The 23,302-nt window shown below is 70.5% G+C and carries 20 protein-coding genes; 15 read left to right on the plus strand and 5 right to left on the minus strand.

The annotated features are described in order from the left end of the window. Positions 1-11 precede the first annotated feature (11 nt). From ACTWNK_RS15030 to ACTWNK_RS15050, 5 genes are all read left to right on the plus strand, one after another. Positions 12-707 carry a YggS family pyridoxal phosphate-dependent enzyme gene (locus tag ACTWNK_RS15030; protein WP_474304569.1) on the plus strand — a complete coding sequence of 232 codons (696 nt, stop codon included), beginning with the start codon at positions 12-14 and terminating at the stop codon, positions 705-707. A gap of 146 nt (positions 708-853) precedes the next feature. Continuing rightward, positions 854-1,357: a cell division protein SepF gene (locus tag ACTWNK_RS15035; protein ID WP_474304570.1), complete on the plus strand. Its 504-nt coding sequence runs from the start codon at positions 854-856 to the stop codon at positions 1,355-1,357. A gap of 79 nt (positions 1,358-1,436) precedes the next feature. Next, positions 1,437-1,724, plus strand: a complete 288-nt coding sequence (locus ACTWNK_RS15040) for a YggT family protein (RefSeq protein WP_474304571.1) — start codon at positions 1,437-1,439, stop codon at positions 1,722-1,724. Between the two features lie 51 nt (positions 1,725-1,775). Then, the gene (locus ACTWNK_RS15045) at positions 1,776-2,639 is read left to right on the plus strand and encodes a DivIVA domain-containing protein (RefSeq protein ID WP_474304572.1); all 864 of its coding nucleotides are present in this window, start codon (positions 1,776-1,778) and stop codon (positions 2,637-2,639) included. A gap of 47 nt (positions 2,640-2,686) precedes the next feature. Further along, positions 2,687-4,201, plus strand: a complete 1,515-nt coding sequence (locus ACTWNK_RS15050; protein ID WP_474304573.1) for a DNA polymerase III subunit gamma/tau domain-containing protein — start codon at positions 2,687-2,689, stop codon at positions 4,199-4,201. 110 nt (positions 4,202-4,311) lie between these two features. Here ACTWNK_RS15050 and ileS read toward each other — a convergent pair whose 3' ends face one another. Next, on the minus strand, positions 4,312-7,458 hold the full coding sequence (ileS, locus tag ACTWNK_RS15055) for an isoleucine--tRNA ligase (protein ID WP_474304574.1): 3,147 nt from the start codon (positions 7,456-7,458) through the stop codon (positions 4,312-4,314). 432 nt (positions 7,459-7,890) lie between these two features. On the opposite strand from ileS, the gene ACTWNK_RS15060 reads away from it, so the two are divergent. Genes ACTWNK_RS15060 through ACTWNK_RS15070 form a run of 3 tightly spaced genes read left to right on the plus strand, consistent with a single transcriptional unit; the run spans position 7,891 to position 9,778 of the window. Next, entirely contained in the window at positions 7,891-8,292 is a 402-nt protein-coding gene (locus tag ACTWNK_RS15060) for a TraR/DksA family transcriptional regulator (RefSeq protein ID WP_474310916.1), read from the plus strand. Next, positions 8,256-8,852 (plus strand): signal peptidase II, encoded by a 597-nt coding sequence (gene lspA, locus ACTWNK_RS15065; protein WP_474304575.1) that lies wholly within the window; start codon positions 8,256-8,258, stop codon positions 8,850-8,852. Before ACTWNK_RS15060 ends, lspA begins: the two co-directional genes overlap by 37 nt. Next, a complete protein-coding gene (locus ACTWNK_RS15070) occupies positions 8,849-9,778 on the plus strand; it encodes an RluA family pseudouridine synthase (protein WP_474304576.1) in 930 nt (309 codons plus the stop codon). Before lspA ends, ACTWNK_RS15070 begins: the two co-directional genes overlap by 4 nt. Positions 9,779-10,051: 273 nt before the next feature. Here the strand turns inward: ACTWNK_RS15070 and ACTWNK_RS15075 are convergent, their stop codons facing one another. Beyond that, on the minus strand, positions 10,052-11,593 hold the full coding sequence (locus tag ACTWNK_RS15075) for a protein kinase domain-containing protein (RefSeq protein ID WP_474304577.1): 1,542 nt from the start codon (positions 11,591-11,593) through the stop codon (positions 10,052-10,054). Between the two features lie 15 nt (positions 11,594-11,608). Beyond that, on the minus strand, positions 11,609-13,315 hold the full coding sequence (locus ACTWNK_RS15080) for a serine/threonine-protein kinase (protein WP_474304578.1): 1,707 nt from the start codon (positions 13,313-13,315) through the stop codon (positions 11,609-11,611). Between the two features lie 314 nt (positions 13,316-13,629). On the opposite strand from ACTWNK_RS15080, the gene ACTWNK_RS15085 reads away from it, so the two are divergent. Together ACTWNK_RS15085 and ACTWNK_RS15090 are read left to right on the plus strand one after the other, a co-directional pair. Further along, a complete protein-coding gene (locus ACTWNK_RS15085) occupies positions 13,630-14,370 on the plus strand; it encodes a neutral zinc metallopeptidase (RefSeq protein WP_474304579.1) in 741 nt (246 codons plus the stop codon). A 406-nt stretch (positions 14,371-14,776) separates the two neighbouring features. Beyond that, positions 14,777-15,238 carry a hypothetical protein gene (locus tag ACTWNK_RS15090; RefSeq protein WP_474304580.1) on the plus strand — a complete coding sequence of 154 codons (462 nt, stop codon included), beginning with the start codon at positions 14,777-14,779 and terminating at the stop codon, positions 15,236-15,238. Positions 15,239-15,278: 40 nt separating this feature from the next. Here ACTWNK_RS15090 and ACTWNK_RS15095 read toward each other — a convergent pair whose 3' ends face one another. Both ACTWNK_RS15095 and ACTWNK_RS15100 read right to left on the minus strand, forming a co-directional pair. Continuing rightward, positions 15,279-16,748 carry an amidohydrolase family protein gene (locus ACTWNK_RS15095; RefSeq protein WP_474304581.1) on the minus strand — a complete coding sequence of 490 codons (1,470 nt, stop codon included), beginning with the start codon at positions 16,746-16,748 and terminating at the stop codon, positions 15,279-15,281. 195 nt (positions 16,749-16,943) lie between these two features. Beyond that, complete coding sequence (locus ACTWNK_RS15100) at positions 16,944-18,272, minus strand: glutamine synthetase family protein (RefSeq protein WP_474304582.1); 1,329 nt, start codon at positions 18,270-18,272, stop codon at positions 16,944-16,946. 110 nt (positions 18,273-18,382) lie between these two features. Here ACTWNK_RS15100 and ACTWNK_RS15105 point away from each other — a divergent pair, with 110 nt between their 5' ends. From ACTWNK_RS15105 to ACTWNK_RS15125, 5 genes are all read left to right on the plus strand, one after another. Next, positions 18,383-19,213 carry an acetoacetate decarboxylase family protein gene (locus ACTWNK_RS15105; protein WP_474304583.1) on the plus strand — a complete coding sequence of 277 codons (831 nt, stop codon included), beginning with the start codon at positions 18,383-18,385 and terminating at the stop codon, positions 19,211-19,213. 68 nt (positions 19,214-19,281) lie between these two features. Further along, complete coding sequence (locus tag ACTWNK_RS15110; RefSeq protein WP_474304584.1) at positions 19,282-19,866, plus strand: MarR family winged helix-turn-helix transcriptional regulator; 585 nt, start codon at positions 19,282-19,284, stop codon at positions 19,864-19,866. Positions 19,867-19,937: 71 nt separating this feature from the next. Next, entirely contained in the window at positions 19,938-21,386 is a 1,449-nt protein-coding gene (locus ACTWNK_RS15115; RefSeq protein ID WP_474304585.1) for an aldehyde dehydrogenase, read from the plus strand. Then, positions 21,374-22,288, plus strand: coding sequence for a DODA-type extradiol aromatic ring-opening family dioxygenase (locus ACTWNK_RS15120; protein ID WP_474304586.1), 915 nt, complete (start codon positions 21,374-21,376; stop codon positions 22,286-22,288). Before ACTWNK_RS15115 ends, ACTWNK_RS15120 begins: the two co-directional genes overlap by 13 nt. Further along, on the plus strand, positions 22,281-23,126 hold the full coding sequence (locus tag ACTWNK_RS15125) for a fumarylacetoacetate hydrolase family protein (protein WP_474304587.1): 846 nt from the start codon (positions 22,281-22,283) through the stop codon (positions 23,124-23,126). The genes ACTWNK_RS15120 and ACTWNK_RS15125 overlap by 8 nt, the downstream gene beginning before the upstream one ends. Positions 23,127-23,302: the final 176 nt, after the last annotated feature.

Below are 23,302 nucleotides of genomic sequence, written 5' to 3' on the forward strand. Positions count from 1 at the left end.
AGGACGGGAAAGTGACTCGAACACAGCAGATCGCGGCCGGGCTCGCCGATGTCGAGCGGGCCATCGCGGACGCCTGCGCGGCGGCCGGTCGGACGCGCGATGAGGTGACGCTGGTCGCGATCACCAAGACCTACCCCGCGTCCGACGTGCGTGTCCTGGCCGATCTCGGCGTCACCGACGTGGGCGAGAACCGCGACCAGGAGGCCGCGTCGAAGGCGCGCGAGTGCGCGGGACTCGGCCTCGCCTGGCACTTCGTCGGCCAGCTGCAGACCAACAAGGTGCGCTCGGTCGTCTCCTACGCCGATCTCGTCCACTCGGTCGACCGACCGCGCCTGGCCGAGGCGATCTCGCGCGAGGCCGTGCGGGCCGGGCGCGAGATCGGCTGCCTGGTCCAGGTGGCGCTCGACGACGACCCCGCGAGAGGCGGCGTGCCGTCGGCGGAGGTGCCCGCGCTGGCCGACCTCATCGCCGGTCTGGAGGGCGTACGGTTACGCGGTGTGATGGCCGTGGCGCCTCTGGGCGAGGAGCCGCTCAAGGCCTTCGCCAGGCTCCGCGATCTGGCCGCCGCCGTACGGGAGCGGCATCCAGCTGCGGAGATCATCTCTGCGGGGATGAGTGGTGATATGTCGGACGCCATTGCGTGTGGTGCGACACACGTGCGTGTCGGTACGGCGTTGCTCGGCCTCCGCAAGCCCTTCGTCAGGTAATGTCCCCCCAAGTGGACCTTGAGGTCCACCTGTCAGGTAGAGGTCGATCAGCGGTCAGCTCCAAGGGGGTACGGCTACCGCCTCGGACGCCGGCCGCGAGTCGGATTTCGAGCGAGGGCGACCATGAGCAGGAGGACGACGTAGCGATGGCCGGCGCGATGCGCAAGATGGCGGTCTACCTCGGTCTCGTGGAGGACGACCGCTACGAGAGGTACGAGACCTACACCGACGACGACTACGACGACTACGACGAGTCGCGTCGAACCGGCGAGGAACGCCCTGTAACGGTCCAGGACAGGGAGGAGGAGACGGAAGCAGGAGTCCCGGCTCCCAGGCCCGCCACGACCGTTCTGGAGCGCCGCACGACCGACCTGGCGCGCATCACCACCCTGCACCCGCGCACGTACAACGAGGCGCGGACGATCGGCGAGCACTTCCGCGACGGCACCCCGGTCATCATGAATCTGACCGAAATGGTCGACTCCGATGCCAAGCGGCTCGTGGATTTCGCGGCAGGTCTGGTCTTTGGCCTACATGGCAGCATTGAACGTGTTACCAACAAGGTGTTCCTGTTGTCCCCTGCCAATGTCGAGGTGACCGCCGAGGACAAGGCCCGAATCGCGGAACGCGGGTTCTTCAACCAGAGTTAGAGTCTCTGTATGTCTATCGACCCAACCAGGATCCCCAGAGGATCGGGTGGGCACACCGCAAGGGAGGCGCGGCGCGACCGTGGGGATCGTCAGTGAGATCTTGGTGGTCATACTCTCCCTCTACCTGGTGTTGCTCATCGGCAGAATGATCTTTGAGACGGTGCAGGCGTTCGCCCGTTCGTGGTCGCCGAAAGGCGTGGTGATGGTGCTGGCCGAGGCCACATACACCGCGACCGATCCACCGCTCAAGTTCCTCCGCCGTTTCATTCCTCCCCTCCGGTTGGGTACGGTGGCCTTTGACCTAAGCTTCACAGTGCTGTTCATTGTGGTCTTGGTCATGATCCAACTCGTGTCCGCGCTTCGTTGATCGGGTACCGTCCCGCACGGACAGACTCCAGGCGCGCCAAGGAGACCAAAGATGCCCCTAACTCCCGCTGATGTGCGGAACAAGCAGTTCAGTACGACCCGGCTGAGGCCGGGTTACGACGAGGAAGAGGTCGATGCCTTCCTCGACGAGGTCGAGGCTGAGCTTGACCGTCTCATCCAAGAGAACGAGGAGCTCAGAGCCAAGCTGGCCGAGTGCCTGCGGGGCAAGGTCCCCGGCGGCATGAGCATGCCCATGGCCTCAGCCCCCGTCGCCGAGCCCAAACCCGAGATGATGCAGCCGCCGCAGCCGGAGCCCATGCAGGTGCCCCAGCCGCAGCCGGTGCCCGTGGCCATGAGCATGCCTCCCGCCGAGGACAACATGGACACCGCGGCCCGCGTGCTCGCGCTCGCGCAGCAGACCGCCGACCAGGCGATCGCCGACGCCCGCCGCGAGGCCGACGAGACCGTGACCAGGGCCCGCCGCGAGGCCGACGACATCCTGACCAAGGCGCGCCGCCAGGCCGAGCAGGTCATCGGTGACGCGCGTGCCCGTGCCGAGACGCTGGAGCGCGACGCCCAGGAGCGCCACCGCCAGGCCATGGGCTCGCTCGTGCAGACGCGCGACGAGCTCGAGCGCAAGGTGGAGGAGCTGCGCAGCTTCGAGCGCGAGTACCGAAGCAGGCTCAAGCTCTACCTGGAGAACCAGCTCGCCGAGCTCAACGTCTCTGCCGAGGGCAGCGGCGGGTTCCCCATGGTGGGCGGTCCTGTCGGCAATCCTCAGCCCGCGCTGACGCACGCCGCCGTGAACCCCGGCCCGCAGCAGATCCCCGGCGGCCCGAACCCGTTCGGGAACGAGGCTCCGCAGCACCAGGGCGCCTTCCCCGGAGGAAACGACCAGCACGACAACCGCCGCTAAAGTAACGGGTCAAACACCTTGACCCGTCACTCGAAAGAGCTCCCCCTGTGATTTTGATCAGCGCTGGTTTGGTGCTCGCGGCCATCGTCTTGTTGATCGCGGGTTTCGTGCTGGCCAAGCCCTTCTTGATCATGTGGTCGATCGTGGTCAGCGTGCTGTCCGCACTCTTCCTCGTGATCGGGGCGCTGTTGCGTCGTCACGAGCTGTTCCCCGGCGGCAAGCGCGCCGGGGTGCCGGTCCCACCGCCCGCGTCCCCTTGGGGGCAGAAGGCCGGTCAGCTCCCGCCGCACCAGGCCGCGCAGCCTCAAGGCCTGCCCCACGGGCAGCCGCAGGCCGCACCGCACGCGACGACAGGGCCGTCCCCGGCGCCCTCGTCGCACCAGCAGGTCGCCTCACAGCAGGGTGCGCTTCCGCACACCGGCGCAGTCGCCATGCCGCCGCACCGCGCGCCGAGCGCGGTCCCCAGGGCGGGCGGGATCTCTCCCGACGCGATCGTGCTGGTCATCCCCGGCCGCAAGCGCTACCACGTCGCCGGGTGCAAGCAGCTCCTCGGCCGAGAGCACGAGGAGCTCACCTACGAGGAGGCGCGCGAGGAGGGCTTCACGCCCTGCACGACGTGCCTTCCCGACGCGGCGCTCGGCGGGCGGCAGGTTCCCCCTGTCGCCGACTCCGACGAGACCATCGCCGCCTTCCGCCCCGCCGACCTGATGCGGAGCGGCGAGCAGCCACGGCCTGGTGACGCCGCCAAGGCGCCGGCCGGCCGCGCCGCCGCCGATGACGACGACATCACGCGTGACCTCAGGTCGTACCTGAACGAGGAGCCGGGCCCGGCCAAGCCCGGAGGCAAGCCCTCCGGTCCGCAGGCGGGTCAGGCGACACCGCCGGGACCGAGGCCGCAGACCGACTCCGGGCCATCGTCCGCCGTTTCTCCGGGCGCGTCCTCTGGGCCGGTTGCGGCGTCCGAATCCAAGCCTTTCGGTCCTCAGCAGGCTGTCGAAGGCCGGGCGTCCGAGGCCAAGGAGTCCGGGCCAAGCGCGTTCTTCGCGCCGCGCACTCCGCCGGCCGAGGAGGGCGCGCAGCCGCCGCGCAAACCGGAGGGCAGCCGCCCGTACGGCCCGCCGCGTCCCGCCGAGCCGCAGCCGGGATCCGCCTTCCCCCCGCCCGGCCCCGTCAGGGCGACACCGGCGGCGCAGGAGGAGGACGAGGGCGGCGCGTCGGCCAAGGCGACCAGCTGGTTCTCACCGCCCGCCGCTACCCCGGACCCCGCCCCGGCCGAGCCCGCCAAGCCCGCCGCGCAGCCTGCTCCCAAGCCTGCCGCCAAGCAGGACAAGGACGCCGAGGCGCCTGAGGAGCCGGCCAAGGACGACGACAAGGACAAGGACAAGCAGGGCGGCGGGATCGTCAAGGTCATCTCGGGCACCAAGCGCTTCCACAGTGAGGCCTGCCCGCTCATCAAGGGCGTCGCGGGCGAAGGCGTCGAGACCATGACGCTGGAGGAGGCCGAGGCCAAGGGCCTCAGCAGCTGCTCGGTCTGCCAGCACGACCGCCAGTCCGTCGGCTGACCCTCCGGCCCGCCGTACTTCACCGAACGGCCCGCCGTACTTCACCGGAAACAGGCCGCCCCGCCGTACCCCGTCGTGAAACGGGATGCGGCGGGGCGGTCTGCGGTGTGTCAGGCGCGGGTGAGGTGGAAGGTGAGGCCGAGGTCGGTGTCCTCGTACGGGGAGGCGCCGGGCAGCTCGCCCTCCTCGATCGAGTCGGCCAGGACCTCTTCGGCGATCGCGGCCCGCTCGGAGGTGAGAGCGGCGGCCAGGTCCTGCCTCGCGGTGCGCCAGCGCACGACGATCCGGTCGGTGATCGCCAGGCCGCTGGACTTGCGGGCGTCCTGGACCAGGCGGATGACGTCGCGGGTCAGACCGGCGCGCAGCAGCTCGTCGGTCATCGCCAGGTCGAGGGCGACCGTCTCGCCGGTGCCGGTGTCGATGGCGCCGGTCTCGACCGCCCAGCCCGACCTGGGCTGCTCGGTGACGATCACGTCGTCGGAGGTGAGCTCGACCGTGCCGAGCTCGCCCGCGTCGACCGACACCGTGCCGGAGGCGCGCAGCCCGGCGGCCAGCGTGCCGGGGTCGGCGGCCGAGACGGCGGCGGCGACCAGCTTGGTCTGCGAGCCGAACCTCTTGCCCAGCGCCCTGAAGTTGGGCTTGACGGTGAAGGACACCAGATCGGCCGAGAAGCCGGACAGGTCCTCGAGCGCCTGGACGTTGAGCTCGTCGGCGATGAGCTCGCGCAGCTCGGCCGACAGCGCCGACCAGCCGGGCGCGCCGACGAGCGCGCGCCCGAGCGGCTGACGGGTCTTGACGCCGGAGGAGGCGCGGGCCGAACGGCCGAGCTCCACCAGGCGGCGTACCAGCGCCATCTGCTCCGACAGCGCCGGGTTCAGCAGTGCGGCGTCGGCCTGCGGCCAGGTGCTGAGGTGCACCGACGAGGGCGCGTCGACGTCGCGCAGCACGTCCCAGAGGTAGTCGGTGACGAACGGCGCGATGGGCGCCATCAGCCGGGTGACGGTCTCCAGGCACTCGTGCAGCGTGGCGAAGGCCGAGGCCTCGCCCGACCAGAAGCGGCGGCGCGAGCGGCGGACGTACCAGTTGGACAGGTCGTCGAGGAAGTCGGCGATCCTGCGCCCGGCCCGCGCGGTGTCGAAGTCGTCGAGCGAGGCGGTGACCTCGGCGACCGTGCGGTGCAGCTCGGCCAGCGCCCAGCGGTCGATGAGCGGTCGCTCGGCGGGCGCCGGGGCCTCGGCGGCCATGGCCGGGGACCACGAGCCGGCGTTGGCGTAGAGGGTGAAGAACGAGGCGGTGTTCCAGTACGTCAGCAGGACCTTGCGGACGATCTCCTCAAGGGCGCCGTGTCCCACCCTGCGGGCCGCCCAGGGGGACCCCGCGCAGGCCATGTACCAGCGCAGGGCGTCGGCGCCGTGCTGGTCCATCAGCGGCATCGGCTTGAGCACGTTGCCCAGGTGCTTGCTCATCTTGCGGCCGTCCTCGGCCAGGATGAGGCCGAGGCAGAGCACGTTCTCGTAGGAGGACTGGCCGAACACCAGCGTGCCGATCGCCATCAGCGAGTAGAACCAGCCGCGCGTCTGGTCGGTGGCCTCGCAGATGAACTGCGCCGGGTAGAGGTCCTCCGGCCTGCCCCTGGCGCCCCACTGGGCGAACGGCATGGAGCCGGAGTCGTACCAGGCGTCGATGACGTCCGGAACGCGCTCGGCCCGCTCGCCACACGAGGGGCAAGGGAAGGTCACGTCATCGACAAACGGACGATGCGGATCGAGGGCTGACAAATCCTGACCCGCATATGACCCGAGCTCCTCCAGCGAGCCCACGCACGTGACGTGCGACTCGTCGGCCGAGCACACCCACAGCGGCAGCGGCGTGCCCCAGTACCGCGAGCGCGAGAGCGACCAGTCGACGTTGTTGCGCAGCCACTCGCCGAAGCGGCCCCACTTGATCGTCTCCGGGTACCAGCTGGTCTTCTCGTTCTCGGCCAGCATCTGGTCCTTGACCGCGGTGGTGCGGATGTACCAGGCGGGGAGCGCGTAGTAGAGCAGCGGCGTGTGGCAGCGCCAGCAGTGCGGGTAGCTGTGGTCGAAGTGGCCGCCGCGGAACAGCAGGCCGCGTCCGCGCAGGTCCTCGGTGAGCGCCTCGTCGGCGTCCTTGAAGAACTGCCCGCCGACCATCGGCACGTCGGCGACGAAACGCCCGTCGGGGCCGATCGGATTGACGATCGGCAGGCCGTACCTCTTGCAGACGCTCATGTCGTCGGCGCCGAAGGCCGGAGCCTGGTGCACCAGGCCGGTGCCGTCCTCGACGGTGACGTAGTCGCCCAGGACGACATAGTGCGCGCCGGGGATGTCGACCAGGTCGAACGGCCGCTCGTAGGCGGTGCGCTCCAGCTCCGCGCCCGTGTGCCGCGACAGCACCTCGGCGTCCTCACCCAGTACGGCCAGCAGCGGCTCGGCCACCACCAGCACCTCGCCGTCGGCGGTGCGGGCCGCGACATAGGTGACGTCGGGATGCACGGCGACCGCGGTGTTGGACACCAGCGTCCACGGCGTGGTCGTCCAGACCAGCAGCGAGGCCCCGGCGTCGGCCAGCGGGCCCGAGGTGACCGGCATGCGCACGAACACCGAGGGCGAGGTCACCGTCTCGTAGCCGCCCGGCTGGCCGAGCTCGTGGTCGGACAGGCCGGTGCCGCAGCGCGGGCAGTACGGCGTGATGCGGAAGTCGCGGAACAGCAGGCCCTTGTCGAAGACGACCTTGAGCGACCACCACACGGACTGGACGTAGTCGGGGTCCATCGTGCGGTAGGCCTGGGACAGGTCGATCCAGTAGCCCATGCGCTCGGTCATCTCTTCGAACGCGTCGACGTGCCGCAGGACCGATTCGCGGCACTTGGCATTGAACTCGGCGATGCCGTACGCCTCGATGTCCTTCTTGCCCGACAGGCCGAGTTCCTTCTCGATGCCGACCTCGACGGGCAGGCCGTGGCAGTCCCATCCGGCCTTGCGGGGGACGCTGAAGCCCCGCATCGACTTGTAGCGGGGGAAGAGGTCCTTGAACACCCGCGCCTCGACGTGGTGCACGCCCGGCATGCCGTTGGCGGTCGGCGGGCCCTCGTAGAACACCCAGGGGGCGCCACCGGCGTTCTTGTCGATCGACTGCTGGAAGACCTTGCCGTCACGCCATCGGTCGAGGACCTCGCGTTCGACGGCAGGCAGGTCGACCTGCGCCGGTAGCGAACGGAAATAGTGGTCGGACATCGCGGGCGGGCCTCCACGCTCAATGCTCAATGACGACACGGGCGTGAAGGGACGAGACCGCAACCGGCCCCGCGGTACCACCCTTCTTGGCCCCGACGTGCTGGGAGGGCCCACTCAATTGCACTGCTGCCGGGTCTAGTAGGCCGCGTGGCCGTTCTTCCGGCGGCTCGGGGGCGATATCCCTCGCGGGTCCCCTTCAGCGCCTTGCAGGCTTCACACGATAACGCAGGTGAGCGGCTTCGGCTTCCCGGTTAGCAGGAGGGTGTCGCCTGCCGTACCAAAGAAAGGTCAAATTTCAGGAATCTTCCGAGCCGCTCGTTAGTTGAATCAGCGGGTCGGAATGGTACGGGACAGGTAAACGACCCGGCGGGTCGTTTGCCGATCTGTTATCGGCGGCCTAAGCTGCCCGCACCGTTTACCGCCTTGATCAGCATGGAGGCAATAGTGGGCGCAGTCGCACAGACCGCAACCCCGGCGACGTGGTCGGAGACCGAGCTCGCGGAGGTCCGCGATCAGCTCGCCAAGGAGACCGCAGAGCTAACCGCGGACATCCTGCGGCACGAGTCGGAGATCGCCTCCGGAGACGTGACACAGGGCGCGGGTGACGACCAGGCGGATGCCGGTGCCAAGACGTATGAGCGTGAACGCGAGATCGCCCTTACCCTGAATTCGCGCGACCTGGTCGCGCAGAACGAACGTGCGATCGCCAGGATCGACGCAGGGACCTATGGAGTGTGCGAATCGTGCCACAAGCCGATCGGCAAGGAGCGTCTGCAGGCGTTCCCGAGGGCGACGCTGTGCGTGACCTGCAAGCAGCGGGAGGAACGCCGCTGAGCGAGGAGCAGCCGGACGGGACGGCCGTGCAGGCCGCTCCCGTCCGGCGGGGCCGCCTGCTGGCGATCCTGGGCGGACTCGCCGTCACCCTCTACGTGGCCGACCTCATCACCAAGACCATCGCGCTGCGCACCCTGGAGAACGAGCCACCGCTCGTGCTCATCGAGGGGCTGCTGCAACTGCGGGTCATCTTCAACTCCGGCGCCGCCTTCAGCATGGGCACCGGGATGACGATCGTGTTCACCGTGATCGCCACCGGTGTGGTGATCGCGATCATCAGGTTCGCCCGCAACCTGGGCAGTCTGCCGTGGGCGATCACGCTCGGGCTGCTGCTCGGCGGTGCGACGGGGAACCTGACCGACCGGCTGTTCAGGTACCCGGCCGGGTTCGGCAGGCCGGAGCCGCTACAGGGGCACGTCGTCGACTTCATCGAGGCCTTCCCCGGGCACTTCCCCGTGTTCAACATCGCCGACTCCGCCGTCGTGTGCGGTGGCATCCTCGCGGTCTTCCTCGCCTGGCGCGGCTACCAGATCGACGGCACCAGGGAGGTCGGCAAGTGAGCGAGCAGAGAAGTCTCCCCGTTCCGGACGGCCTGGAGGGCGAGCGGCTCGACGCCGCCCTCTCACGCCTGTTCGGCTTCTCGCGCACGCGGGCGGCCGAGCTCATCGTCACCGGCGACGTGCTCGTCGACGGGTCGCCCGCGGCCAAGTCCGACCGGGTGCACGCGGGCGCCTGGCTGGAGGTCACGCTGCCGCCGCCGGTCACCACGCCGATGCCCGTCGCCGAGCCCGTGCCCGGCATGGCCGTCATCTACGAGGACGACGACATCGTCGTGGTCAACAAGCCGATCGGCGTGGCCGCGCATCCGACCGTCGGCTGGACCGGCCCCACCGTGATCGGCGGCCTGCTCGGCACCGGCCACACGGTCGCCACCAGCGGCGCGGCCGAACGCCAGGGCATCGTGCACCGCCTCGACGCCAACACCACGGGCGCGATGGTCGTCGCCAAGAGCGAGCACGCCTACTCCCACCTCAAGCGCGCCTTCAAGGAACGCACCGTCGACAAGCGCTACCACGCGCTGGTGCAGGGCCATCCCGACCCGTTCCGCGGCACCGTCGACGCGCCGATCGACCGTCATCCGTCCGGGGACGGGCGCTTCGCCGTCGTCGCCGGGGGGAAGGACTCGGTCACGCATTACGACACGATCGAGGCGTTCAGGGCGGCGTCGCTGCTGGACATCAAGCTGGAGACGGGGCGTACACATCAGATCCGGGTGCACATGTCGGCGCTGCGGCATCCGTGTGTGGGGGATCTCATGTACGGGGCCGATCCGACGCTGGCGGCTCGGCTGGGGGTGACTCGGCAGTGGTTGCACGCCGTGTCGCTGGGGTTCGAGCATCCGTCTTCGGGGGAGTGGGTTTCGTTTTCCACTGAGTATCCGGATGATCTGGCCAAGGCGTTGGAGATTGTGGGGGAGGAGTCGTAGGGGGTGGGTGGTTGGCGCTCCGGGGCGGGGGCTCGGGGGTTTGTTGGGTGTTGATGGGCTTCTTGGGCGTGGTTGATCGGCTGGTCTTTGCTGGGGGTTCTCTTGCTGAGGCCCTTGGGGGCGGGCGTGCGGGGCGCGGGTGACGGCCGGGTAGGTCGCGGTGGCTCGTCCCTTGTGGGCTGTTGTGCGGGGTTCTCGGTTCGCACCGGTGGTTTGTGCGGGCCTCTCATGCCTCACGGGCGATTGTGGGGAGTTTTCGGGGCTCTTCGGGGATTAGCTGTCCACCTCGTGGAGTCTGTCGGGGGTGCCTCGGGTGCCTGAGGAGCGTTGCTGTGGGGCGTACTGTCTGACGCGTACCTGGCGTTCCGAGGTTGCCTTGGCTGTGCCGCCTCGTTCCTTGGTGTCCGTGGGGGCGCTGCTGGGGGCGGGGGTGGCCGGGGTGGTGCTGGCGGGGGTGGGGGTGCGGGGGGCGGGTTCGCCTATGGCCGGGCGTTCGGCTGCCATCGTCCAGGCCAGTGCGGCACCCAGGGTCCAGACCACGGCTGCGGAGAGCATTGCGGCCATGGGGGTTCTTGGTGTGGGGGCGGGCTTGCTGGTGTTCGGGGCGGGTGCGGGCGTGGGGGTGCTGGGCTGGGGGGTGGCGTAGGAGGGGGTGTAGGCGCCGGTCGCTGCCAGTGAGGTGGCGGCTTCGGTGCGGCGGCGGTGGTGACGCCGGACGCGGCGGGGGCGCTTGGGCCGGCTGGGCTGCCTGGCCTGAGGCTGCAGACGGTCGCTCGTCTCGTACGGCCTCGCGGGCGAGGCGGCGGAGCCTTGGTCGTACGCTCTCGCGGGCGAAGCGGCGGACCCCTGGGCATACGGCCTCGCGGGCGAGACGGCGGCGAGTCCGTCGTACGGGTTGGAAGGCGAGACGGCGGAATGCCGATCACGGGCGTACGGGCCTGGCTGGTGTGCGGCGGCATATGGGACAGGTGTGAAGGCGATCGTGTGGAGCCGGGTGGCGGCCTCGTCCAAGGTCATGCGGCGGGCCGGGTCCTTCTCCAGGAGGCCGGCGATCACCTCGGCCAAGGGGCCGGCCTTGGTGTGGGGCGCGGGCTCGTCGAAGCGTACGGCGGCCATCGTGGCCAGGGCGTGGTCGCGTTCGAAGGGCGAACGGCCCTCCACCGCGTAGTACAGCGTCACGCCCACCGACCACAGATCGGACGCACGCAGCGCCACGCCGCCGATCGCCCGTTCGGGTGCGATGAACGCGGGCGTGCCCAGCAGCAGCCCGGCCGCGGTCAACGCCGGGTCGCCCTCGGTCGTGGCGATGCCGAAGTCGGTCAGCACGACCCTGCCGTCGTCGGCCAGCAGTACGTTGTCCGGTTTGACGTCTCGATGCAGCACGCCTGCCGCGTGGGCGGCGCGCAACGCCTCCAGTACGGCCAGGCCGATCGCCGCCACGCGGGCCGGGGGCAGGCCGCCGCTCTCGCGTACCGCGGCGCCGAGTGTGGTCGAGCGGACGAGCTGCATGACGATCCACAGGCCGCCCTCCTCGATCACGTCGTAGACCGCGGCCACTCCCGGGTGCGTGACCCGGCCTGCGGCTCTGGCCTCGCTGAGTGTCCTGTCGGCGTACTCCGCGCGGTCGTCGCCCGTCATCGCCGGGGAGGGGGTCACCTCCTTGACCGCCACGTCACGCATGAGAATGTCGTCTCGCGCCTCCCATACGGTGCCCATGCCGCCTCGTCCGATGGGGTGCTTCAGGCGATATCGCCCGCCAATGACTCGCATCACCTCCGCCATGCGCTCCGCCCTACCCCGAGATCGGGCGGGCATGCTCGGGGTGCTCGGTCAGTCGCTTCGGGCCGGAGCCGGTTCGACGATGTCGGGGTCGTCCGAGGCGGGCTGCTGGGGGTCGTCGTCGTTGTCGGGTGGGTCGCTTTCCTGGGGGGCCGGCTTGGTCGCGGATGGTTTGGGCGTGGGGGCCTTGGTCGCTGTGGGCTGGGGCTCGGAGGGTTGGGCGGAGGGGGCAGGTTGGGTTTGTTGCTGTTCGGGAGCGGCTGGGCGGGTTTCGGTGGGTGTGGGGCGGGATTCGGCGTCCGTTGGGGGAGTGGTGGGGTCGGGGGAGGCGGGGTGGACGGTGGGGGTGGTGTTGTTCGGGGTGGTGGCCGGGCCCTGGGTGGACATCCAGGCGGCCAGGCCTGCGACCAAGGCCAGGGAGAGGGCGACGGCCAGGGCCGCGCCGGTGGGGATGCCCAGGATGCGAGGTTTGGCGTGACGGGGGCGAGGGGTGGTGACGACCGGACCAGCGGCAACCCCCGCCCCCGCTCCCATCCCCACTCCTGCTCTCGCTCCCATCCCCGTCCCCGCTCCCGCTTCTGCTCCCGTCCCCGCTCCCATTCCCATCCCCGCGCCCGCGCCCGCTTCTGCTCCCCTTCCTGCTCCTGCTCCCGCGCTCGCCCCTGCCCCTGCCCCTGCCCCTGCGCCCGCTCCTGCTCCCGCCCCCGCTCCTGCTCCTGCTCCGAATGCTTTCGTGTCCGCCGGATCCGGCGGAGGTGTGTTCGCTGCAGCTCCGGTGGCATTCAGTCCAGTGACGCCGCCCCTCGCAAGCCCTGCCGCCGCGCCCACGCCCGCGGAGGCGCTTGGGTAGGCGTCTGTGGAGGCGTTGTCCCCGTCTCGCCCCCCGTCCCCTGGCGAAGAGGCGATCACCGGTATCGGAATCGTCGCGGACGGCGAGTCGGGTAAGCCCTTGGCGATCATGTGGAGCCGGGACTCGGCCTCCGGCAGGGGCATACGGGACGCGGGATCCTTGTGCAGGAGCCCGGTGATCACCGGAACGAGCGGCCCGGCCAGCCGGAACGGCGCGGGATCGGCATGCAGTACGGCGCCCAGTGTGGCGATCGGATGGTCGCGCTGGAACGGCGAACGCCCCTCGACCGCGACATACACCGTCACGCCGACCGACCACAGATCGGACGCGGCCGACGCCGAGTCCCCGGCGGCGCGTTCGGGCGCGATGAACGCGGGCGTGCCGGTCAGCACGCCGGTCGTGGGGTCGCCCTCGGTCGTGGCGATGCCGAAGTCGGTCAGCACGACCCTGCCGTCGTCGGCCAGCAGGACGTTGTCCGGTTTGACGTCACGATGCAGCACACCGGCCGCATGGGCCGCACGCAGGGCCGACAGGATGTGCGCGCCGATCGAGGCGGCTCGCTCCGGGCTCATCGGGCCCTCGGCGCGTACGGTGGCGCCCAGCGTGGTGGACTCGACCAACTCCATCACGATCCAGGGATGACCGCCCTCCTCGAGCACGTCGTACACGGCCGTCACCCCCGGGTGCGCCACCCGTCCCGCAGCCCGCGCCTCCCGCAGGGTCCTGTCGGCGAACCCCGCCATCTCGGCCCGACCGAGCCCCGCCGGAGGCACCACCTCCTTGAGCGCCACATCGCGCCCCAGTACCTCGTCATGGGCACACCACACCGTCCCCATGCCACCCTGCCCGATCGGGCGTACCAGCCGATACCGCCCGCCAACCCGCCGACCCGCCTGCGACTCACGCATCCCCTCGCGCTACCCGAGATCGCCCACCCCATTCAAACCCCTTTACGGCAAGCCAAGCGCCGGACGCTCGGACACCGCCCTTTCGGCGCCAAAGCCGGCACAAGACCCCAGCGGGACGCCCCGCCTCCGTACCCAACTGACCTCATGAGCAATGAACTCCCGCCGCACTCGGTGATCGCGCCCCATCAACCGGAGCGGAACCTGCTCCCACCGGACCTCGCAGACGATCACCATCACCGCCCCGCGTTGTCGCGTTCCATCGGCCTCCCTCTTCACGGCCAAATGTCACCCGAAAGGCCGCTACCATCCGCTTTGTGATCATTAATACGCTTGCAGCCGTCTTGCTCGCGGCCTCCCCCCTGCCTGCGGCCGACCCGATCAAGGGCGCTCCCGAGCTCACCCACAACGCCCTCTACAAGTACGGCAAGCTGCCCGCACTCTCCTGCGGTGTGAAGAAGGGCGCCTCGAAGGCCTCGACGGAGAAGTACGTCGCCCGTGTGATCGCCTGCCTCGACAAGGCTTGGGCTCCCGCCGTCCCCAAGGGCGTAGAGCCTCTTGAGGTGGAGTTCGACTTCACGGAGACCGTCGCGAACTACTGCACCAGGAACGTCGACCTGGTCGGTTCCTGGGCCATGCCCTGTCTGGCCAAACTGCACGTCAAGGTCGACTCCGACTGGATCAAGGCGAAGAACGACCTGCCGATCTTCCTGCAGCTCGCCGACGCCTACAGCGTCTACGTGATGGCCGTGACCGGCATCGAGGACGCCTACTTCAAGCTCGGCTACGGCGGCGACGAGGCCGAGCTCAAGGAACAACGCAACCGGGCCTTCATGCAGTACGACTGCCTGGCAGGCGTCTCGGCCAAGACCCTCGGCCGTACCGCCAAGGACTGGAAGCCGCTCCTGCGCGCCGAGGCCCCCATGACCGCTGCCAAGGTCCCCTACAGCAAGCGGAAACTGACCGCGAACCACGTGGCCTGGTTCATGAGGGGCTACAAGGCGGGCGGCCCCGGCGCCTGCAACACCTGGACCGCCCCCACCAAGCAGGTCTCCTGACCCCACCGGGCCGCTTTGCACGCCTGCGAACGCCGGAGCGGCAGCGGCAGGCGGCCCGGCGCTGGAGCCACCACACTCCTCATTGGACGAGCGCCTGGTAGATCTGCGGCGTCGCCGGCACCGACCCGGCCACCACCGAAAGCAGGCCCGGACGGTGCACGGGCCGCCGTCGGCACGTTGACCAGCCCGCCTGTGGCGAACGCGGCACGCATCCCCAGGCGGAACGACCGAGCTCTGCAGTCCGTCGGCGATCATCGCCCGATCACACGACGCTTGGGGTGTGAGTTGGAGAGGAAAGGGGACGGAGGGCAGGGGCGGGCGGGGGCGCCCGGGAATGGATCTAGGCTTGCGCCCTATGTGGAGGCGTTGGTCGGGTGCTGCGGCTTTTGCTCTGCTTCCTACGCCGATGGCGTACTGGGCAGGCGAGCTCATCGCGAGCACGGGGCTGTTCCATTACGACACCTCCGTGCTGGACGGCATCGGCTTCTTCTCGCTGGCTCAAGGGCTCGGCATCGGGTACCTGGGGCATGTCGTCTTCGATGCGGCCGAGGCGGTGTTGTGCGCGGAGATGGTGGTCATCGGGTACGCGCTGCCCGCGCTGGTGGTGATCGTCGCGGCCCTGTGGCGTAACCCCCGTTTCACCCGGATCGTGGCCGCTGTTCTCGTCGCTTTCGCGGTCGCCAACCTTGGCGCCAATCTGGTGGCACTCGTCTCCGACCTGTCGGCCTGCCCGCCGCTCGCCGATCAGGAATCCATCTGCCTGCGAGGCGCGGGGCGCACTCCCTTCCTGTTGTACGGCCCTGCTTATGCCTTCGCCGCCTACTTGCTGACGCCGCTGATCCAGCCTGCTCGGCATTCCGTATCGTGATTTGTCGGCATTTGCGCCAACTCAACACATGTTTCGCCCCTCAGCTGCGCACGGCCCTCCCCGGGAACGCGTCCTCCTGCAGTACGCCCTCGCGCACGACGAACTCACCCCCCACCACCACATGCCGAAACCCCACAGAAGGCTCCGCGGTCGCCTCATACGTCGCGCGGTCGGACACCACGGCGGGGTCGAACACCGTGAGGTCGGCGTCCGCGCCCACCTGGACGCGGCCCTTGCGGCGCATGGCGGGGACACCGGTGCCGACGATGTCGGCCGGTACGAGGGTGCAGCGTCTGATGGCCTCGGCCAGGGACAGGGTGCCCATCTCGCGGACGAGGACGCGGAAGGTGCGGCCGTAGGTGCCTGCCGTACGGGGGTGGGTGGCGGCGCCGGGAGGGAGGGGCCAGGTCAGGGGGGTGGGGGTGGCTTCGCGCCAGAGGAGGGGGATGGCGTCGGTGGCTATGGCGGTGTCGGGGAAGGACATGGCGCGGACGATGTGGGCGAACTCGGTGGGGGAGCTCTCGTCCAGGAGGTGGACGAATGCCGCCGAGCCGGGCTCCTCCTCGCGTACGCGGCGGAGGTCGGCCAGGGAGGTCAGGCGGGACCCAGTGGACAGCAGGCCGATGGAGTGGGGGGTGAGTCCGCGTTTGGGCAGGGCCTCGGGGGCCAGGAAGGCGGCGCCGACGCCGGTCATGCCCGCGCCGTAGGGGTAGGCCTCGGTGCTGACCTTGGCGCCTTCCGCGCGTACGCGTTCGACCAGGGCGAGGACTCTGTCGACATGGCGGATCGAGGTGCTGTTGACGTGGCAGTAGTGCATGTGGGCGCCGGTCTCGGCGGCGGCGCGGACGATCTCCTCGGCGCCGTCGATCGGCGTTCTCGGCTCGATCTCGATCAGGTCGCGGGCATGGGTGTAGGTGGGCAGCCCGGCGGCGGCGGCGAGTGCGGCGACGGCGAGGTACTCGGAGGGGTCGATGAGCGGTGCGTATCCGACGAGTACCCCGATGCCGAGTGCGCCGTCGGCCAGGTCGCGCTCCAGCAGGCTGATGATGCGGGCGACCGCGTAGCCGTCGGCGGGGCGCTGCCACTCCTCGCGGCCGATGTTGGCCGAGAAGTCGTCGAGCCTGCCGGTGGGGTCGACGTCGGCCAGCACGTGCATACGGGCGACGGCCCACGAGGTGGCGAAGCCGTAGTTGAGCGGCCTGCCCTCCGCCTCGGCCCTGCGGTGCGCGGCGGCGACGGGGTAGGCCCCGGCCTCCAGTTCGAGTACGGTCGTGACGCCGTCGAGCGCCTGCAGGCGGTGGCCCGCGATGTCGGCGGTGTGGCTGTGCAGGTCGATGAAGCCGGGGCCGACCACGAGCCCGCCGACGTCCACCCGCACGGTCCCGGTCAGCGGGACGTCCGAGACCGCGGTGATGGTGGCGCCGTCGATGCCGACGTCACGGATCGCGTCGAGGCCGGTCTCGGGGTCGATGACCCGTCCGTTGGCGAGTACGAGGTCATGGGTCGGCACGAGCTGGACACCACCTTCTGCTGGGATCGCGCCATTCTCGCGTGCCACACCCCGGGGAACTTCGTCGTCCCGGCACAAGGAAAGCCGGCCCGGTGGTGTCATCGGACAACTCACCGGACCGGCCCAGGTTTTCTCAGGTAGCCGCGGGCACCGCAGGCGAAGCCGGCTCGAACGAATGCACCCAGGGCGGCGCCCCTACAAGTGATACGCGTACTCGTTGAACTCCCAGTCGGTGACGTGCTGGGCGAAGCGGGCGCACTCGGCGCGCTTGTACACCAGGTAGGCGTCGACGAACTCCTTGCCCAGCACCCCGCCCAGGTCGTCGTCGGCCGCGAGGGCGTCCAGCGCCGACGGCAGCGACATCGGCAGCACTCCGGCCTTCGACTGGTCGTAGCCGTAGCCCTGAAGCGCGGGAGCGGGCTCGATGCGGTCGCGTACGCCCAGGTAGACGGCGGCGAGGAGGGCGGCGATGCCCAGGTAGGGGTTGGCCGAGGCGTCGCCGAGGCGGACCTCCAGGCGGGTGCCCGCGCCGCGCTCCGGCGGGATGCGGAGCATGGCGCTGCGGTTGTCCAGGCCCCAGTCGATGAGCCAGGGGGCCAGCGTGTCGGGGCCGAAGCGCTTGTAGGAGTTGACGGTCGGGTTGAGCAGGGCGGCGAGCGCGGGGGCGTGGGCGAGCACGCCGCCGATGGCGTGCCTGGCGGTGACCGACAGGCCGTCGGGCGCCGACGGGTCGTGGAAGGCGTTGGCGCCGCTCGCGTCCTGGCACGACAGGTGCACGTGGAAGCCGGAGCCGCCCTCGTCGTTGAACGGCTTGGCCATGAAGGTGGCCGAGAGCCCGTCGATCCTGGCCAGTTCCTTGATCGCGGCCTTGAACCGGAAGGCCCTGTCGGCGGCGTCGAGCGCGGCGGAGTGGTCGAGGTTGATCTCGAACTGGCCGCCGGAGAACTCGTGGTTGCCCATCGTGGCGCCGATGCCGAGTGCGCGCAGCGAGCGAAGCGTCCTGGTGACGTGCCCGGCCCTGTCGCCCTTGCGCCCGGCGACGTAGACGTTGCCGGGGGCGTCGTCGTAGCGGCGCAGGCCGCCGGAGCCGTCGGGTTCGAGCAGGAAGTACTCCAGTTCGGGCCCGGCCTGCGCGCTCAGCCCGACCTCGGCCAGCTTGGCGACGGCGGTCCGCAGCACGGCGCGCGGCGACTCGGCGACGGGGGCGCCGCTCACGGGGTCGTAGGCGTCGCCGAGGCAGTGCGCGACGCCGGGCTCCCAGGGCAGGTCGACGAGCGTGTCGAGATCGGGCCTGACCACGACGTCGGGCAGTCCGGCGTCGAGCCCGCCGGGCACGTCGACCGTGAGGCCGCCCGGCGAGGTGTGGTAGACGGCCCTGCAGAAGGCCAGTCCGCCTTCGGCGACCTCGGTCAGCCGTTCGACCAGGACGTCCTTGCCGCGTTCGGTCCCGAGCATGTCGGGGAAGCCGATCCGGACAATGTCGACGCCACGCTCGGCCAGCGTGCGGGCGACCTGATCGACCACAGCTCCTCCTCGACTCCTCGACAATCGTTTGGGCGCAAACAATACGCCGCCGCACCCATGAGGACAAGGGTCGCACCTTCGACGGCCGGGGGCTTATCGTATGGGTCCAAATGACTAGCGAAGGAGGCGCCGTGGCCACGATGCGCGGCTTCTATCCGCCCAAGACCCCCACCGGACGATCCTCGCTGATCCCGTCCCCTCCCTGGTACTACTCGGGCGACCTGCTCACGGTCGAGTACCGCACCGACCCGGCGAAGGTGGCCGCACTGCTGCCCGAGCCGCTGGCGCCCGCCGATGACGACCCCGGAGCCGTGGCCGTCATCTGGGCCGACTGGCAGTCCTGCGGCGAGGACAGGTCCGAACTGCTCGACCCGGTGCGCTCGCAGTACAAGGAGTGCTTCGTGGTCGTGCGGTGCTCCTACAAGGGGCACACGTACTCGCGGTGCGTCTACATCTGGGTGGACAAGGACTTCGCGATCGTCAGGGGCATCCACCAGGGCTACCCGAAGAAGCTCGGCTCGGTGCACCAGACCCGGCCCCACCCCTACGGCCTGGCGGCGCCGCGCATCGGCGAGGGCGCGGTGTTCGGCGCCACGCTGGCCGCCGCCGACCGCCGCCTGGCCCAGGCCGTCGTACGGCTGAGCGGGCCGAGCGAGAGCAACGGGTTCGTCAACGGCCACCCGATGGCACACCACCGCTGGCTGCCCTCCATCGAGACCGGAGGCGGCTACGCGCTGGACGAGCTGATCCTTTCGGGCGGCGCCTCCTTCGAGGGCGGGCAGGCCTGGGCGGGCGAGGCGGAGCTGGAGTTGTTCGAGGCGCCGACGGAGGAGCTGGCCGACCTGACCGTGGATGAGGTCATCGGCGGCTACTACCGTCAGGTGGGCGTGTCCTGGAACGGCGGCACGCTGCTGGAGCGGCGTTCCCCAGCCGCAGGGTGAGGCCCGTTGCTCATACGATCGGGTGGCCGGGCCCCGTGCGCGGGCCCGCCGATCGGAAGGGAGTCCCCGTGCCCTCGCACTACTCGCTGACCGAGACCGAGGAGGCGGTCAGCCGCCGGCTCGGCTCGATGCAGGTCGGCCGCGAGGCCCTCGCCGCCGTGTCGAACCTGCACAGGGCTGCCGCGGCCGTACGCCAGCACCTGGAGAACTCCGCCCTGCGCGCGGCCGATCTCACGTGGAGCGGTTTCGTCGTGCTCTGGGTGGTGTGGGTGTGGGAGGAGATCGAGACCCGGCACGTGGCCGCCGAGGCCGGCCTGTCCAAGGGCACGCTGACCGGGATCATCAAGACGATGGAGTCGCGCGGCCTGCTGCTGCGCAAGACGCACCCGGGCGACGGGCGGCTGGCCCTGCTGCGGCTGACCCCGGCCGGGCTGGAGCTGATGGAGGAGCTGTTCCCCGCGTTCAACGTGGAGGAGGGGTTCGTCGTGGGCGAGCTGAGCGTCGAGGAGACGCTGGGCCTGGCCGAGACGCTCCGGCGCATCGTCACACACCTGGAGAAGGAGGGTGAGGCCCGGCGTGAGGAACTGCGCAGGGTGAGCCCGGTGCCACCGCGCAGGGGCGGGCGCAGGCGGGCCGAGGGCGCACCCTCCTGAGGGCCGCCCCTTGACGGAGGGGACCACGTCTCCCTAATTTGTTTGGGGCCAAACGAATTAGGGAGACGTGCATGACCGTCGTCGCCGGAGTCGAAGTCGATACCGCGCATTGGATCGGAGGCGAGCGCGTCGAGTCCCCCGAGGGGTTCGACGACGTCTCGCCCATCGACGAACAAGTGATCGCCACGATCGCCAGGGGCGGCGAGCGCGAGGTCGACGCCGCCGTGGCCGCCGCGGCCAAGGCCTTCCCCGGCTGGGCGGCCACCACCAGGAAGGAGCGCGCCCGGCTGCTGCACGCCATCGCCGACGGCGTCGAGGCCAATCTTGAGCGGCTGGCGCAGGTGGAGACCGCCGACAACGGCGCGTTGCTGCGCTCGCACCTGCGCGGGGTGATGCCGAGGGTGGCGCACAACTTCCGTTTCTTCGCCGACCACCTGCTGAGCCTCGGGCACGACGACTTCGAGACCCGTGGTCACACCAACCACGTGAGCTGGGACCCGGCCGGGGTGTGCGCGCTGATCACACCGTGGAACGCGCCGCTCATGCTGGCCACGTGGAAGATCGCCCCGGCGCTGGCGGCCGGTGACACGGTGGTGCTCAAGCCCGCCGAGTGGAGCCCGCTGACGGCCTCGCTGCTGGCCGGGATCGCGGCCGAGGCCGGGCTGCCCGACGGCGTGCTGAACGTCGTGCAGGGCTTCGGCGCCGAGGCGGGAGCCGCGCTGGCCGCCCATCCCGGTGTCAGCCGGATCAGCTTCACCGGCTCGGTGCCCACCGCCAGGCGCATCGCCGCACTGGCCGCGCCGAACCTGACGCCGATGTCGCTCGAACTCGGCGGCAAGTCGCCCCTGATCGTGTTCGCCGACGCCGATCTGGACCTGGCCGTCGACCTGGCCGTCGAGCAGTACGACAACGCGGGGCAGGTCTGCCTGGCCGGGACCAGGCTGCTGGTCGACGCCTCGGTGGCGGAGGAGTTCACCGCCAGGTTCCTGCTCAAGGCCGGGGCGCTGCGCCAGGGCGACCCGCGCGACCTGGCCACCGACATCGGCCCCAACATCCACCGTGTGCACGTCGACCGGGTGGACGGCTTCGTCAGGCGGGCGCTCGACGAGGGCGCGGAGGCGGTGCTCGGCGGCGGCCCCAACAGCGAACTCGGCGGCCTGTACTACCGCCCGACCCTCATCACCGGAGCCGCGGCCGACGCCGAGATCGTCACGGAGGAGGTGTTCGGCCCGGTACTGACCCTGCAGACCTTCCGCGACGAGCAGGAGGCGATCAGGCTGGCCGACTCCACCAGGTTCGGCCTGGCCGCGACCGTCGTCACCACCTCGCCCGAGCGGGCGGCACGCGTGAGCGAGCGCCTGGTGGCGGGGACCGTCTGGGTCAACTGCTTCTTCGTACGCGACCTGCGCGCCCCCTTCGGCGGCTCCCGGCAGTCCGGTGTCGGCCGCGAGGGCGGCGACTGGAGCTTCGACTTCTACTGCGACGTCAAGAACACGGTGAGCGCACCATGGGAGAAGTGATCGGGGCGGGCCTGCTGGCCCACGTCCCCACCATCGTCCTGCCTCGGGAGACCAGGCTCGAACTCAACGAGGGCAAGGAGATCAGCCTGGTCACCGGGCTGACCGAGCTCAGGCGCGACGTCTTCGACAGCGACGACTACGACACCGTCGTCGTGCTGGACTCGCACTGGGCCACCACGGTGGAGTTCGTCGTCACCGCGCACGGGCGCAGGGCGGGGCTGTTCACATCGGAGGAACTGCCGCGCGGCATGTGCCGTATGCCCTACGACTACCCGGGCGACCCCGAGCTCGCCGGACTGCTGGCCGCGCGGGCCGGTGCGCACGGCACGTGGATCACCCCGATCGACGACCCGTACCTGCCCGTGCACTACGCCACCATCAACCTCTGGAAGCACCTCGGGGCGCCGGGCAAGCGCTGGGTGTCGATCGGCGTGTGCCAGACCGGGGACGGCGAGGACCACCTGCGCCTCGGCCGTGCGCTGGGCGAGGCCGTACGCGAGTCGGGGCGCAGGGTGCTGCTCATCGCCTCCGGGGCGCTGTCGCACACGTTCTGGCCGCTGCGTGAGCTGCGTCAGCACGAGGCGTCCGACCCCGTGCACATCCGCACGCCCGAGGCGCGTGCGGCCGACCTGGAGCGCATCGAGTGGCTCAGGGCGGGCGAGCACGCCAGGGTGCTGGACACGATGCCGCAGTTCGCCAAGGTCAAGCCGGAGGCCGGGTTCCGGCACTACCTCATGATGCTCGGCGCGATCGGCGAGCAGGACTGCACGGCCGTCGGCCGCCAGTACGGCGAGTACGAGAACTCCGTCGGCACCGGCCAGGTGCACATGTGGTTCGACCGGCCCGAAGGCGGCTTCCCGCAGCCGCGCCCCACCGCACTCGAAAGGGACGTCCATGCCTGAGTACCGCCGCATCCTGCTGGAGGGCGCCGCCGTCCAGGTCCGCCGCGAGGGCGAGGAACTGGTCAGCGCCGACGGGCGCGTCGTCGGCGTCGAGGAGGCGGTGCACCTGCCGCCGTGCGAGCCGTCCAAGGTCATCGCCGTGCATCTCAACCATCGCAGCCGGGTGCGCGAGTTCCAGGTCGAGCTCAGCGCCGCCCCCACGTACTTCCACAAGCCCACCTCCTCGCTCAACGCGCACAAGGGCGCGATCGTGCGGCCCGAGCGGTGCCGCTGGCTGAACTACGAGGGCGAGGTGGGCATCGTCATCGGCCGTACCACCAGGGGGATCACCCCGGAGGAGGCCGGGCAGCACATCGCCGGGTACACGGTGGCCAACGACTTCGGCCTGCACGACTTCCGCGACACCGACGCGGGCTCGATGCTGCGCGTCAAGGGCTCCGACACGCTGTGCCCGCTGGGGCCGGGCCTGGTGACCGGCTGGGACTTCCGCGACAAGGCGCTGCGCACGTATGTCAACGGGGAGGTGGTCCAGGACGGCGACACCGCCGAGATGGAGTGGGACATGCACTACCTCGTCGCCGACATCGCCAGGACCATCACGCTCTACCCGGGCGACGTCCTGCTGTCGGGCACGCCGGCGGGTTCGCGTCCGGTCGAGCCGGGCGACGTGGTCGAGGTCGAGGTCGAGGGCCTCGGCCGCCTGACCAACCACGTGGTGACGGGCCCCGCCCCCGTCGCACCCGGCTTCGGCGCCCAGCCGACCGAGTCCGAGGAGGTCCTCTCCACGGCCCTGGGCGGCGACTGGCCCCTGCGCGGCATCCGCGCCCCTCGCCGGTAGCCGGACAGTCCACCCGACCAAGCCCCTCCCGGTACGGCTCCCGCCCGCTCCGGGCCACCGCGGGCCGCGGGCCGGGCCCCGTCCGAGCCGTGTGCCCGGGATCCGCCCCTGACCCGCCGTCACGCCGCAGTCGTACCGCAGGCGAACGCCCCGCGCCCGGAACACCGGGCGCGGGG

Source organism: Nonomuraea sp. IBHARD001 (assembly GCF_056106265.1).

Coding starts and splice junctions, on each gene's coding strand:
- ACTWNK_RS15080 (WP_474304578.1), bottom strand. CDS start 13,315: ATGCGTGAGTCGCAGGCGGGTCGGCGGGTTGGCGGGCGGTATCGGCTG.
- ACTWNK_RS15120 (WP_474304586.1), top strand. CDS start 21,374: ATGGGAGAAGTGATCGGGGCGGGCCTGCTGGCCCACGTCCCCACCATC.
- ACTWNK_RS15075 (WP_474304577.1), bottom strand. CDS start 11,593: ATGCCCGCCCGATCTCGGGGTAGGGCGGAGCGCATGGCGGAGGTGATG.
- ACTWNK_RS15060 (WP_474310916.1), top strand. CDS start 7,891: ATGGAGGCAATAGTGGGCGCAGTCGCACAGACCGCAACCCCGGCGACG.
- ACTWNK_RS15125 (WP_474304587.1), top strand. CDS start 22,281: ATGCCTGAGTACCGCCGCATCCTGCTGGAGGGCGCCGCCGTCCAGGTC.
- ACTWNK_RS15090 (WP_474304580.1), top strand. CDS start 14,777: ATGGCGTACTGGGCAGGCGAGCTCATCGCGAGCACGGGGCTGTTCCAT.
- ACTWNK_RS15045 (WP_474304572.1), top strand. CDS start 1,776: ATGCCCCTAACTCCCGCTGATGTGCGGAACAAGCAGTTCAGTACGACC.
- ileS (WP_474304574.1), bottom strand. CDS start 7,458: ATGTCCGACCACTATTTCCGTTCGCTACCGGCGCAGGTCGACCTGCCT.
- ACTWNK_RS15035 (WP_474304570.1), top strand. CDS start 854: ATGGCCGGCGCGATGCGCAAGATGGCGGTCTACCTCGGTCTCGTGGAG.
- ACTWNK_RS15115 (WP_474304585.1), top strand. CDS start 19,938: ATGACCGTCGTCGCCGGAGTCGAAGTCGATACCGCGCATTGGATCGGA.
- ACTWNK_RS15105 (WP_474304583.1), top strand. CDS start 18,383: ATGACTAGCGAAGGAGGCGCCGTGGCCACGATGCGCGGCTTCTATCCG.